At 42.9% G+C, this 12,726-nt stretch carries 12 protein-coding genes; 10 read left to right on the top strand and 2 right to left on the bottom strand.

Features of this window, described 5'->3' with window-relative positions; all coding sequences use genetic code 11:
- From PREBIDRAFT_RS09940 to PREBIDRAFT_RS09920, 5 genes are read left to right on the top strand one after another with little or no spacing between them, the layout of a single operon-like run.
- Positions 1-384: a TraR/DksA family transcriptional regulator gene (locus PREBIDRAFT_RS09940; RefSeq protein ID WP_004337888.1), complete on the top strand. Its 384-nt coding sequence runs from the start codon at positions 1-3 to the stop codon at positions 382-384.
- A complete protein-coding gene (locus PREBIDRAFT_RS09935) occupies positions 384-1,055 on the top strand; it encodes a lipoprotein signal peptidase (protein ID WP_004337887.1) in 672 nt (223 codons plus the stop codon). The genes PREBIDRAFT_RS09940 and PREBIDRAFT_RS09935 overlap by 1 nt, the downstream gene beginning before the upstream one ends.
- On the top strand, positions 1,048-2,019 hold the full coding sequence (locus tag PREBIDRAFT_RS09930; RefSeq protein WP_004337886.1) for a DUF4296 domain-containing protein: 972 nt from the start codon (positions 1,048-1,050) through the stop codon (positions 2,017-2,019). Before PREBIDRAFT_RS09935 ends, PREBIDRAFT_RS09930 begins: the two co-directional genes overlap by 8 nt.
- A 6-nt stretch (positions 2,020-2,025) precedes the next feature.
- Entirely contained in the window at positions 2,026-2,235 is a 210-nt protein-coding gene (locus PREBIDRAFT_RS09925; protein WP_004337885.1) for a hypothetical protein, read from the top strand.
- Positions 2,236-2,272: 37 nt separating this feature from the next.
- Positions 2,273-3,907, top strand: a complete 1,635-nt coding sequence (locus tag PREBIDRAFT_RS09920) for a dipeptidase (protein WP_004337884.1) — start codon at positions 2,273-2,275, stop codon at positions 3,905-3,907.
- A 176-nt stretch (positions 3,908-4,083) separates the two neighbouring features.
- On the opposite strand, the gene PREBIDRAFT_RS09915 is transcribed toward PREBIDRAFT_RS09920, so the two are convergent.
- On the bottom strand, positions 4,084-4,887 hold the full coding sequence (locus tag PREBIDRAFT_RS09915; protein ID WP_004337883.1) for a GSCFA domain-containing protein: 804 nt from the start codon (positions 4,885-4,887) through the stop codon (positions 4,084-4,086).
- A gap of 680 nt (positions 4,888-5,567) precedes the next feature.
- Between PREBIDRAFT_RS09915 and PREBIDRAFT_RS09905 the strand changes: the two genes are divergently transcribed.
- On the top strand, positions 5,568-5,762 hold the full coding sequence (locus PREBIDRAFT_RS09905) for a hypothetical protein (protein WP_004337882.1): 195 nt from the start codon (positions 5,568-5,570) through the stop codon (positions 5,760-5,762).
- A 37-nt stretch (positions 5,763-5,799) separates the two neighbouring features.
- Positions 5,800-7,749: a hypothetical protein gene (locus tag PREBIDRAFT_RS09900; RefSeq protein WP_004337881.1), complete on the top strand. Its 1,950-nt coding sequence runs from the start codon at positions 5,800-5,802 to the stop codon at positions 7,747-7,749.
- A 241-nt stretch (positions 7,750-7,990) separates the two neighbouring features.
- On the opposite strand, the gene PREBIDRAFT_RS09895 is transcribed toward PREBIDRAFT_RS09900, so the two are convergent.
- A complete protein-coding gene (locus PREBIDRAFT_RS09895; protein WP_004337880.1) occupies positions 7,991-10,504 on the bottom strand; it encodes a YfhO family protein in 2,514 nt (837 codons plus the stop codon).
- A gap of 105 nt (positions 10,505-10,609) precedes the next feature.
- Between PREBIDRAFT_RS09895 and PREBIDRAFT_RS09890 the strand changes: the two genes are divergently transcribed.
- The 3 genes from PREBIDRAFT_RS09890 (at position 10,610) to PREBIDRAFT_RS09880 (ending at position 12,706) form a co-directional block, all read left to right on the top strand.
- On the top strand, positions 10,610-11,305 hold the full coding sequence (locus tag PREBIDRAFT_RS09890) for a 5'-methylthioadenosine/adenosylhomocysteine nucleosidase (protein WP_036875603.1): 696 nt from the start codon (positions 10,610-10,612) through the stop codon (positions 11,303-11,305).
- Positions 11,306-11,321: 16 nt separating this feature from the next.
- Positions 11,322-11,801, top strand: coding sequence for an S-ribosylhomocysteine lyase (locus tag PREBIDRAFT_RS09885; protein WP_004337878.1), 480 nt, complete (start codon positions 11,322-11,324; stop codon positions 11,799-11,801).
- A gap of 80 nt (positions 11,802-11,881) precedes the next feature.
- Positions 11,882-12,706 (top strand): outer membrane protein assembly factor BamD, encoded by an 825-nt coding sequence (locus tag PREBIDRAFT_RS09880; protein WP_036863082.1) that lies wholly within the window; start codon positions 11,882-11,884, stop codon positions 12,704-12,706.
- The last annotated feature ends 20 nt before the right edge of the window (positions 12,707-12,726 follow it).

Raw genomic sequence — 12,726 nt, 5'->3', positions numbered from 1 at the left:
ATGGAAATGAAGAAACGGTATACCGATGATGAGCTACTAGAATTTAAGGAGCTAATCGACAGAAAGTTGGAAATAGCAAAAGCCGACTATGAGGAAACGATGAAAGTGCTTCGGAACAAGAATACCAACGATGTTGATGACACATCGCCAACGTATAAAGCACTTGAAGAGGGTAGCTCTAACCAAACAAAGGAAGAACTAGTACAGATGGCACAACGCCAACAAAAGTTTATTCAAGGTTTGCAGGCTGCACTTGTGCGTATCGGTAACAAAACGTATGGAGTGGATCGCATTACAGGCGAACTCATTCCTAAAGAGCGATTGAGAGCTGTTCCGCATGCAACACTTAGCGTTGCATCAAAGGAAGCTAATAAGAATCATTAATGAAGGCAGAAAAGAAAAAGGCTATGATAGCCTTAGCACTGATAGTAGGATTGCTACTCATTGATCAGGCGATTAAGGTAGCAATCAAACTAAATATGAACCTTGGCGAGTCAATCCATATTACGGATTGGTTTCAGCTTGTCTTTGTCGAAAATAATGGCATGGCATGGGGTATGGAGATAGGAAGCAAACTTGTTTTAAGCGCATTCCGCATTGTGGCAGTAGGCGTTTTAACTTGGTATCTATTCAAGCGTATAAAGGTAGGAGCTCGTATGGGATATATCGTTGTGTTGGCTATGATTACCGCTGGTGCAGCAGGCAATATCTTCGACTCGCTGGTGTATGGGCAGATATTTACCGAATCGCTACCTTATTATATGCCTAGTGCTAGCCCCTCGCAAGTGGTGGCATGGGGTAATGGCTATGCACCTATGCTAATGGGAAAGGTAGTAGATATGTTTTATTTCCCACTCTTTCATGGTCATTTTCCTGAATGGTTTCCATTTTGGGGAGGTGAGAAATTTGTATTTTTCTCCCCTGTGTTCAATTTTGCCGACTCTTGTATCTCTGTTGGTGTGTTCCTCTTGTTTATCTTTTATCGCAAAGACTTCAACGGCTGGACACCTAAGCACGATACCATTAAAGCAGAAACAGAATCAGTGCATGAATAGTAAGTGTCATAGAATAGTTTTCGCTTGCCTATGGTCGCTACTCCTCGCTGTAGGATTAGCTTCGTGTAAGCCTTCCATTCCGTCGAAATATCTACAACCCGATGAAATGGAAGATGTGCTTTATGATTACCACCTAGCACAGTCGATGGCTAATCAAGAAGGTGATGCTGCTGTAAGACAAAGTGCTTACGAAAAGGCTGTTCTCAATAAGTATGGCATCACGCAGCAACAGTTTGATAGCTCTTTACAATATTATATACGACATACCGAGCAATTGAAAACTATCTATGAAGATATTTCTAAACGTTATGAAACAGAAGCTCGTTTGCAGGGTGCGTCTGAAAGCGATTTAAACCAGTTTGGAACGATTAAGTCGAAGGGTGATACCACCGATATATGGCGCGGTAATCACACTTTACTCCTCTCGCCATACGCCTTGGTTAATCAGCATAGCTTTGCCCAAAAAGCTGATAGTTCTTTCCATAAAGGCGATCGTTTTGTATTCAGCTATGATGCACAATACATTGCTCAAGAAGGTATGCGCGATGCAATGGCTGTACTTTCGGTTACCTTTAGCAATGATAGCATCGCTACGCAAACACAGCATATCTATTCCGATGGACGTCAAACGCTGACGTTAGAGAATAGCGATACGCTTGGCATTAAGGCAGTGAAGGGATATTTCTTAATGTTGAGAGGACAGCAACCTACTACGACTTTTAAACTTCTTATTCTGAGAAATATTACACTTGTGCGTATGCATGTTCATAAAAATAGTAGTGATGCACAACGCAGCGACTCATTAAGCAGACAAGAGCCTATCCGAACCATTGGCGGTGCGCCTGTATCCTCACCTGACCCTGTCCCCGAACACCGTCCGATAGACAAGAATGGAGACCAATTACAACCTTTGCGCTCGCCACAAGATGCTATGCGCGAAAGGGGCATTCCTCAAACCCGATAGCAGTATATGAACCGACGTATAGCCGCTAATCTCATAAAAACGCCCACAGGGGTAGTTCAGCAAGCCGTTATCGAGCTTGTGGATGGCTATGTATCGCAGATTTATCCACTTGTTGCCGAACAGTCGCACACGGAATGGATAAGGGGAATGGTGGAGATAAAGCAGTGTGCTGACGGTAAGCTCATCGCTTTTTATGGTACTCGAAAACTTGTATAAAACGAGATAATTACTTAAATTTTAAAACATTAATAATATGAAGAAAACATTGCTTTCAGTCTTTCTATTATCGATGACGAGTTATGCTTTGGCATGTACCAACTTCATCGCTACTAAGGGAGCTACTACTGACGGTTCAGTACTTGTTACTTACAACGCCGACGACTACGGCTTGTTTACTAATCTTTGCCATTATGCTGGTGGTACACACCAAAAGGGCGATAAGTATGAAATTATTGATTATGATACACACGAGTCGCATGGCTTTATACCACAAGCCCCTGTAACCTACAACGTTATTGGTAACATTAACGAGTATCAGGTAAGTATCGGGGAAACTACCTACGGTGGTCGTAAAGAAATGGTGGATAAGAAGGGACAGATAGATTATGGAGCATTGATGTACCTAGGTTTGCAGCGCTCTAAAACTGCTCGTGAAGCTATCAAGGTGATGACTTCATTGGTAGAAACATACGGTTATTTGTCAAGTGGTGAAAGTTTTACTATTGCCGATCCTAATGAAGCTTGGATCCTAGAGATGCAAGGTTGTGGTGGCGATGCTAAGAATAAGGTTGTTTGGGTGGCTGTTCGTATTCCAGACGGAATGATCTCTGCACACGCTAATCAGAGCCGTATCGGTCAGTTTTCTAAATATAATACGGAGGTGATAACTTCTAAAAACTGCATTAAGTTTGCTCGTTCTAAGGGCTGGTTTAAAGGTAAAGATGCCGACTTCAATTGGAAGATGGTGTATGCTAAGCCTGATTTTGGTGGTCGCCGCTGGTGTGATGCACGTGTATGGAGCTTCTTCAATCACTTTAAGGATATGAGCCAGTGGTTGCCATGGGCATTGGGCAAAGACCCTAATGCAGAAGATATGCCACTTTGGATAGAACCAAATAAGAAGCTCGATGTAGCTACTATGGCTGCTTGTATGCGCGACCACTATGAGGGTACTGCGCTTGCGCTTGATAATGACATTGCGGCAGGTCCTTGGAACGCGCCTTATCGCCCAACACCTTTGGCTTTTGAGGTAGACGGTAAGAAGTATTTCAATGAGCGTCCTACCTCTACACAGCAAACGGCTTTCTCTTATATCGCACAGTTGCGCTCTTTCTTACCTCGCGAGATAGGCGGCGTTATTTGGTGGGGTAACGATGATGGTAATATGGTGGCTTACGTGCCTATCTATTGTGGTGTAACCACCCAACCAGAGTGCTTCAATACGCCAAATGTAAACGCTGTAACCTTCTCGGATAAGAATGCTTTTTGGGTATGCAATTGGGTGGCTAATATGGTTTATCCTCGTTATGCCCTACTATTCCCTTCCTTGAAAGAAGTACGCGATAATCTTGAAGCATCATTCCTAAAATCACAACCAGAGATCGAAGCAAAGGCTAAAGCGCTCTATGGTACCGATAAGGCTGCTGCTCTTGCACTTCTAAGCGACTATTCACATGCTAAGGCTAGCGAGATGATGGATAGCTGGCGCAAACTAGCTACTTATCTCATCGTTAAGTTTAACGATATGGCTGTGAAGCCTGAAAAGGACGGCAAATTCCTTCTTACTCCAGCGGGTATGGGCGCAACTGTTGCTCGTCCTGGCTATTCAGAGTACTTCAAAAAGCAGCTTGTTAAGCAAACAGGTGATCGCTTTGCACAGCCAGAATAGAGGAACGCTTCTTCTTTGTAAGAATATATTTTTAAGCCAATAATATCTTTTCTTTGGCTTTTAAATCTTTTTATCAGCACTGTATCAAATACAGTTTTATAATCCCCACAATATCTTCACCTTGATATTGTGGGGATTATTCGTGGAAATCATCTCTCATCTCTCAACTCTCAACTCTAAACTCTCAAGGCAGGATATTGCTGCTGTAAGGCTTTAGCTTTGCTTTTTATCTTTTCTAAAAACTGCTGATATTCTAGCGAAGAGGGATTAAAAGGTCGGTGTGCCAACCCTTCCTTAATGGGTCGCCATGCCGCTAAAAACTGAAGCAAGGCAGGCGAGAAGCACGACTGCTGGAGACGCTCCCAGATATATTCCACTGCTTGCGCACTAGGGTGTAACATATCGGGCGCATAGAAGCGGTAATCGCGCAGTTCGTCGTTCACTATTTCGTAAGCTGGAAAGTAGAACACTTGCTCGGGAAAGGCTTTCACAAGGCGGTCGGCAGCAAGGAGTAGTACCGCCTTCGACAGCTGACTCTCATGGTAACCATATTTAGCATAACGAATAGGGCTAACGGTGATAAGCACTTTCACCTCTTTATTATGATATACCAACTTATGATAAGCCTCCGACAGTGCGTCGAAGCACTCCTCCACCGTGAGTTCTTCCTCGGTGAAAAGCCGTTGCGGGCGCTTCTCGCAATTGTCTACGATCTCGCCTGTGGCGTTTTCACGATACACATGGTTAGTACCGAGGGTGAACACAGCCGTATCAAACGCGTCGTCGATACGCTCCACCGTATGGAGAATAGACACAGGATTATACATCACGCCAAAGGGATTGACCTTAGTGCGAAACTTTTCGGCTTGAAATCGCTCACCAATATGGGTCGCAAAACATGACCCCACAAAAAGAATACGCTCTAAAGGATCTAGCTGAAAAGGAGGACGAGGAACGGAAACGACAGTGCGAAAATCCATAATAATATACCTTAATCAATAACTGAATATATATACAAAGCCCTACTACTTATGCACATACCGAGCATCAGCAGCAGGCAAACAACTTATTAGCTTGCTAATGCAAATGTAATATAGTTTTTGCGCTTCTCAAAGGAAAAACGATATAAAACTAATGTGCGTAAACAGCCTTACTAAACTTACGGCAGGAGGAATAAGAAAACATCACGCCAATAGTAGAGGGCGATACTAGCCAAAAACCTTTTTTGTTTTTTATTTGCTTGTTACAGATTTTATTTATAACTTTGCAAGCGAATTATAAAAAACACTAAAAGAATGCAATATAAGCGTATAAATATTCGGGGGGGGCAAATCGTTTAGCTTTTTCAAGCTATTTGCAAACGCCAATAAGCATATACAGCTATTCTTCTACGAAATATGCCGTAGAAATTATTTCTTCAAACATTTTACAAACTACCAAGCGTATACACTGCATACGGCTGGTTACATAGGCTAGCAAGAAGCACCACCAGAGGGCTTTTTGTCTGTGCGTTGCTGTGTTGGCTCACCACACTCCTTAGGTAAGCCCTGCAGACGCACCCTATAGCATATCTTATCGTCAACGTTGCTATTCCAACATTGACGGTAAGGTGGTATTGTGCTATCGATTTTTATTTTAAAATTTTCCAAATAATACAAACATGAAAAAAAAGTATGTTAAGCCACAAGCTATTGAAGTGCCAGTAGCAGTGGAATGTCTTGCCGACTTTGCTACATCAAATGGCGTAAAAGCGTCACAGCCGAGCGACAAAAGTAGTTGGAACAAAGCGTCCGACGACGAGTATGACAATTGGTCTAATACCCAAAACGCTCCTTTAGAAGGAGAAACCTACTAAAAACGTAACAAAAAAACAAAAACTAAAAAGAAAAAAGATGAAAAAGAACATTATCAAGCTAAGGCTGCTTACGATGGCAGCAGCAATTCTGTTATTGGCAGGATGTTCCAACAATAACGACTTTATGGAGAATAAGCCTACCGCAAAGGGGGTAATGCTCACAGTAGTGGCTGGCACCGACAAGCTAGCACTGCCAGGCGATAAGCCTAAGACAGGAACACGCGCCACCCTTACAGAGAGCGATGATGAAGAAAACCCTTGGAAATGGGAAGCCAATGACAAACTCCTTGTGGTAGACGATAAGGGTAATCCGCTCGATGTCCTTACGCTCAAAGAAGGAGAAAACAGTGCTAAGGGACGTTTTGAAGGCACGATAAAGGGTATTAAGGCAGGACAAGCTCTCCGCTTCTTCTACCTAGGTCCTAACACGAGCAAGGATTGCATTAAAAATGGAAAAATAGACTTTGACTTCACGAAGAACACTACCTACACCCGCAACGAACTAAAAAACTATTGTGCCTTGAGTGGCACAGCAAGCGTTATGGTCTCGGGCGATCATGCTTTCGTGAACAACGAGGTGGAGCTGAAGAATGCGTTTGCCGTAGCCCACTTTAGTGTGAAAGGCGAAGACAATAGTACGCTAGGAAACACCTATAATATGCTTGCTATGCATGGTAAGAATGTATTCCTTACAGCATCGGTTGATGCTGCAACAGGAGAAGCTTCGGGCGGATCTCCTACAAGTCCATACCGCCTAGCTACCCATCAGAACGCACACACAAAGTATAACCTTATGTTTGCACCAACGGCATCGACCTCATCGCCTTACGATGTGTATATGCCGCTCGTTCCTGGAGAAACGATTATCATGTTCGACATCTATACAAGCAATAGCTACAGCGACGACCTCGTGGACAATCCCGTAGAACCTATGAAAGGAGCAACAGCGGCTAACTCCTTTGTACAGCCTGTAGGAAAACCTTACAGTAAGTTTACCGTTGATAGTAAGGGTACTCAGGTTTACTTCACCAAAGGCAACCTTCAAAGCTATTTGCCCATACAGCTATATAGCGATAAAATAAAGAAGAATGTAGAGGCTGGCAAACTTTACCATACAGGCAAGGACAAGGCAATATCCGTTACTTGTAAATACACAGTGCAAAAGGGTTCTTATCGTTTTGCAACTAATCAGTGGGATGTTGTAGAACCTACCGATTATACCGATTCTAATGCATATTTTGGAGAATGGAGCTGCGTAAAGGGTCTAGATGGCAAATGGTATGTATCAGGTGAGCGCAATCCTTACTTTGATATGTTCTTTTTTGGCGACCCTGCACACCCTGCCGCAGTGGATACTGACAAGGGCAAATACTTTGCTCCTACTGCTAGCACAGAATATCAAGGGACGGATAAAGATTGGGGTACTACCTATGTTCAAGTGGACAGAAAACCTACATTTACGCTCACATGGGCTCAATGGAAATACCTCCTTGAACAACGTTATTTCAAAAATGCAGGGTTAGACCGTCCTGTAACCACAGCTTGGCTAGACTTAAATGAAAACGGAACACTTGAACGCACAGAGGATATTCCGGGCTTGGTTATCTTCCCTGACGGTATGATCCGTGATAAGGCAAAAAGCTTCTTCTATAATCCTTCACTGCTAATTTTCCGAACTCAGTGGTCATTCGATACTGACACTGATGCCGCAAAACACCTTATGAAACCCGAAGCTGTTACAAAGGAAGGATGTGTATTCTTGCCATATACAGGTTGGAACAATGGGCATCAAACATCAGGCAAAAAAGAATTCTGTAAAACAGAACAGAACTACCGCCACTTTAACTATTGGGGAAGCTACTCAAGTTGGCAAAAAATTGTTGCGCACATAAACATTACTATGGGAGGTGTTGTATCTTATAGAGGAGATTTATGGGATTATCCTTCAGGTAACGCTGTTCGTCTTGTCCAAAAAGTGAACCCATAATGTTATCAAAAGAAAAAGTAGAAATCATTTCCGATAAAATCCAATCCTATTCGAAAATAGGGTAATCCAAAAGAACCCCTGCAAGTTGTTAGCATACTTACAGGGGTTCTTTGTATCAATAAAAATAAATAGGACAAAACAGAGAGGGCTTCCCTGAAGTTGTTCTGACAAGATTAACAAGACAGAGGTCTTCAGAATCCTGTAAATCTTGTCAGTAGAATAAAGTCTTGTCAATCTTTGTCTAAGCCCTACGCTTCCACTCCTTATATCCTACAAAGAGGATCATCAGCAAGAGGACAGCCATAGCAATGTATGCAATGGTCTCGGTAATGGTGATGCTAGTAGGATGGAAGTCGAACACTACCTTATGATTGCCTGCCGACACATTGAGCGCACGGAGGATATAGTTAACACGACCGATCTCCACCTCTTTTCCGTCAATTGTCGCCGTCCAGCCAGGGTAGTATATTTCAGAGAACACCACTACTCCACCCTTACCTGAAGAAACGGTATATTCTAGGTGGTTAGGTGCGTACTTATCAAGGCGCACAAGGCTAGGAGCAGCCTCAACACTCGCTTTACGACCAGCAGGCGACAACACCTCCTTAAACTTAGCATCTGCCACCGCTTGCGTGCGAAGATCTATCTTGCCAAGCGTTTCATACTCGCCATTGGCATCGTTAGCAAAGATAACCTCACTAACAAACCAGCCATTACCCATAGCGTATGGATTGGCGATAGGCATTGTTTGTCCACCCTGCAATGGGAAGATAAAGTACTTCGTATTCAGCATATTTAGCACAGGGAACACCTTATTGCCCTCCACCGCCTTCATATCGCCTTGTGCGTTAGCCACAGCCTTCATGGTTTGCTGCATTTCAGGAACTATATATCTGTCGATTATCTCCTGATAACGGCGCAGTTTAGCAGCATTATAGCCCCCGATGCTCTTATGAAAGAAAGATGTTTCGTTCTCATTAAAGGTGTTGGAAGCAAAGTTGAGTACACGATAATCTTTGCCCTTATCTTGCAAGATAGCATTGTCGGTAGCCGTTTTCTGCTGTGGTTGTTCGCGCTCACTCTTAGGTACAAACATCTCGTCGTTAAGGTAGCGTTTGTCCACCTGCCACATATCCACGAAACAAAGGATAGTGATGGCTATCACCATATAGTCGGCTTTTAGTTTGCCTAGCTTGAAAGCATACAAGAGTGCTAAACCTATTATAATAATAACTACCGTGCGCCAAGCATCCGAAGTAACTAGTGCGGCACGCATAGTGGCGATGTTGGCTAAAATGGTTTGCAAAGTGTTGTTGTCCATACCCTGAACAGCACCCAACATCTGTCGTTCTTGCGAACTAACAAAGGCTCCCATCATATCGGGGAAGAAAGCTATAATAATAGCCACACCCACCGTAAAGGCAATACTTAGATATACAAAGCGTGCCTTTCGCTTTAGCACTTCGGGGTCGTCGATAATCGTTTTTAAAGCAAACACTGCCAACAATGGTATAGTAAATTCGGCGATAACAAGGATACTTGCTACGGTACGGAATTTAGCATACATGGGCATATAGTCGATGAAAAGATCGGTGAAGCCCATAAAGTTATGTCCCCAAGAGAGCAACACCGATAATACAGTGGCTGCCAACAACGCCCACTTCATAGGCGTTTTTACGATAAACAGCCCAAGGATAAAGAGGAACAATACGAACGCTCCTACGTAAACAGGGCCGCTAGTACCAGGCTGTGTACCAAAGTATTGTGGGAAAGAATCGTATAGCTGTGGTATCGAACTTTGTATTTCAGGGTCAGCCTTTGCCATTGCAGTTTTGTTTTGCGACAAAGGTATGCTTGCTCCTCCCTTTGCGTTAGGCACAAGGAGAGTCATCGTTTCGTCAATGCCATAGCTCCATTGAGTAATGTAATCACGATCAAGACCAGAGTTGGTTTGGTTGGCTGCGTTTTTCTTTACCAGCTCGCTCTTGCCACGCATACTCTCCTTTTGGTATTGCCAAGTATGGAAGAGGCTCGACAGATTGATAGCTACGCCAATAGCTGCTGCCACCAAGCATACGGCAGATGCCTTTACAAAACTTGCCACTTGCTGCTCCTTAACAGCTTTCCAAAGATAAGCCAGCACCATAAAGAATACGATGAAAAGGTAGTAATAGGTCATCTGCACGTGGTTGGCCTTAATCTCAAATGCGGTGAAAATAGCCGTAACGAGGAAGCCCCAAAGGTATTTACCACGATAGGTAAGCACAATACCTGCTATCATTGGCGGTAGATAAGCCAAAGCCATAACCTTCCAAAGATGACCAGCAGCAATAATAATTAAGAAGTAAGACGAGAAAGCCCACACGATACTTCCGAGTGCTGCCAACGATTTGCGAAAGCTGAAAGCACGTAGAAAGATATAAAAACCTAGCAAATAAGCAAACACAAACCACACGTTTTCGGGCAACCATAGGTGGTAAGCCTGCATAACCTGAGAAAGGTTATCGGTGGAATGGTACGATGGCGACATTTGATAAGTAGGCATACCGCTAAAAACGGAGTTCGTCCAACGGCTTGTCTCGCCAGTGGCTTCTTTGTATTGCCAAAGTTCTTGCATAGCACCTACACCAGCCGAGGTATCGTGTCGATATAATACCTTTCCCTGTATTACGGGAGCGAGGAAATAGGCAAACGAAATAACTGCAAATAATACCACAACGATGAAGTCGGGTAAAAACTTTTTCCAAGTATTCATATTTAGAATTTTATTTATTGCTAACTTTTTATCAAAACACTGCAAAGATACAAAAATATAGTATGCAACAAGATGCAGCAAGTATCTTTTTCGTACCTTTGCAGTATGAAAATAGGAATTATCGTAGCAATGGACAAGGAGTTTACACAGCTCAAATCCATTCTTGACAACACAAAAACAGAACGTATCAATTTTAAAGATTTTGTCATTGGTATGCTCGGAGAGAAAGAAATTATCTTACAGCAATGTGGTATTGGTAAGGTAAATTCGGCTATCGGTGCAGTGGAGATGATAGATAATTATCATCCCGATCTTATTATCTCTAGCGGCTGTGCTGGTGGGGCTGACAGTAAGCTTGAAGTAACCCAAGTGGTGGTGGCTAAGGAGTGTGTTTATCACGATGCTTATTGTGGCGACGAACAGCAGTTTGGACAGATTATGGGAATGCCTGCTCGCTTTAAAACGAGTCAGGAATATATTGACAAGGCTTTATCACTCAACGAGATGGATGGCAATATTCCTCCTATTTATGCAGGACTAACGGTGAGCGGCGAATGGTTTGTCAATTCGAAAGAGAAGATGCAGAGCATCATCGATCGCTTTCCCGAGGCGATGGCTGTGGATATGGAGAGCTGTTCCATTGCACAGGTGTGCCATATCTATAAAACCCCCTTTGTATCGTTCCGCGTTATCAGCGATATTCCTTTAAAAGATACCAACGCTAGTCAGTACTTCAACTTCTGGAGCAAGATAGCAGAAGGTAGTTTTGAGGTTACGAAACACTTCTTAAAAACGCTTTAAACGAAAATAGAAAAATATGGACAAAATACCTTCTTTCACCATTAACCACCTCTGCTTGAAGCGTGGGGTGTATGTGAGTCGTAAGGATTATGTGGGCAACGAGGTAATTACCACCTTTGATGTGCGTATGAAAGAACCCAACCGCGAACCTGCCCTTCATGTAGATAGTATCCACACTATAGAACATTTGGCGGCTACCTTCCTACGCAATGACGAGGAATGGAAAGAGCGTGTTATCTATTGGGGGCCAATGGGCTGCTTAACAGGCAACTACCTCATTCTGAAAGGCGACTTGCAGTCGAGGGATATTATCGACTTGCTGCGCCGTTGTTTCACGTTTATAGCCCACTTTGAAGATGATATTCCCGGTGCTACCCCACACGATTGTGGCAACTACTTAATGAACAATTTGCCGATGGCAAAGTGGGAAGCGAAGAAATTTTTAACAGAAATATTGGAGAATATCAGCGAAGAAAGCTTGGTGTATCCACGCTAATGTTATTATCTCTAAAAACAGAAGCTAACCTTTTGCGTATTAGCGGAATAATCCTTATCTTTGCAGTTCAAATTGTAAATATGAAGAAAAGCTTTCTTTTATCATTTTGTGTGGCACTTTTATTTTCTAGCTGCGCCCACGAATATAATGCTGTATATAAAAGCACAGACCCGGAATATAAATACGAGTTTGCAAAGGAACTATTTGCTAAAGGCAAGTTTGGCAATGCCATTCCGCTTTTGCAAGAATTGGTAACCATACAAAAGGGAACAGAAAATGGTCAGGAATGTCTGTATATGCTGGCAAAGGCTGAATATGGTATGAAAGACTATGAGGCTGCCTCTGAAACGTTCAGAAAGTATTATCAAAGCTATCCAAAGGGGATATATGCAGAGATGGCACAGTTTAATATTGGACAATGTTTGTATGAAAGTACGCCAGAGCCTCGCTTAGACCAAACCCCTACCATTGCTGCCATTCAGGCTTACCAAGACTATTTGGATCTTTTCCCTGACGGAAAAATGAAGGAAGTGGCACAAAACCGTATGTTTGAGCTTCAAGATAAGCTGGTAAAGAAAGAATTTTTAAACGCAAAGCTTTATTATAATCTCGGCTCTTATTTCGGCAACTGCACAAGCGGTGGCAACAACTACGAAGCCTGCATTATTACGGCTCAAAACGCTATCAACGATTATCCTTATAGCAAACTTCGCGAAGACTTTGCCATATTGATTATGAAGAGTAAGTATGAGCTAGCACAAATGAGTATCGAACAGAAGAAGGTGCAACGCTTCCAAGATGCTGAAGACGAATGTTACGGATTTATCAATCAGTATCCTGACTCTAAAGAGCGTAAAACAGCCGAAGCGTATATCAAGAAGTGTAAGCAATACGCAAAAGATTAAAACTTAGGTAACAAAAAAAA

Origin of the sequence: Prevotella bivia DSM 20514 (assembly GCF_000262545.1) — a bacterium.
Lineage (GTDB): Bacteria > Bacteroidota > Bacteroidia > Bacteroidales > Bacteroidaceae > Prevotella > Prevotella bivia.
This window is presented reverse-complemented; position numbering and strand designations above follow the sequence as displayed.

Bases quoted from the DNA above. Each gene is read 5' to 3' on its own strand.
- PREBIDRAFT_RS09940 (WP_004337888.1), top strand. From the start codon at position 1: ATGGAAATGAAGAAACGGTATACCGATGATGAGCTACTAGAATTTAAG.
- PREBIDRAFT_RS09935 (WP_004337887.1), top strand. From the start codon at position 384: ATGAAGGCAGAAAAGAAAAAGGCTATGATAGCCTTAGCACTGATAGTA.
- PREBIDRAFT_RS09930 (WP_004337886.1), top strand. From the start codon at position 1,048: ATGAATAGTAAGTGTCATAGAATAGTTTTCGCTTGCCTATGGTCGCTA.
- PREBIDRAFT_RS09925 (WP_004337885.1), top strand. From the start codon at position 2,026: ATGAACCGACGTATAGCCGCTAATCTCATAAAAACGCCCACAGGGGTA.
- PREBIDRAFT_RS09920 (WP_004337884.1), top strand. From the start codon at position 2,273: ATGAAGAAAACATTGCTTTCAGTCTTTCTATTATCGATGACGAGTTAT.
- PREBIDRAFT_RS09915 (WP_004337883.1), bottom strand. From the start codon at position 4,887: ATGGATTTTCGCACTGTCGTTTCCGTTCCTCGTCCTCCTTTTCAGCTA.
- PREBIDRAFT_RS09905 (WP_004337882.1), top strand. From the start codon at position 5,568: ATGAAAAAAAAGTATGTTAAGCCACAAGCTATTGAAGTGCCAGTAGCA.
- PREBIDRAFT_RS09900 (WP_004337881.1), top strand. From the start codon at position 5,800: ATGAAAAAGAACATTATCAAGCTAAGGCTGCTTACGATGGCAGCAGCA.
- PREBIDRAFT_RS09895 (WP_004337880.1), bottom strand. From the start codon at position 10,504: ATGAATACTTGGAAAAAGTTTTTACCCGACTTCATCGTTGTGGTATTA.
- PREBIDRAFT_RS09890 (WP_036875603.1), top strand. From the start codon at position 10,610: ATGAAAATAGGAATTATCGTAGCAATGGACAAGGAGTTTACACAGCTC.
- PREBIDRAFT_RS09885 (WP_004337878.1), top strand. From the start codon at position 11,322: ATGGACAAAATACCTTCTTTCACCATTAACCACCTCTGCTTGAAGCGT.
- PREBIDRAFT_RS09880 (WP_036863082.1), top strand. From the start codon at position 11,882: ATGAAGAAAAGCTTTCTTTTATCATTTTGTGTGGCACTTTTATTTTCT.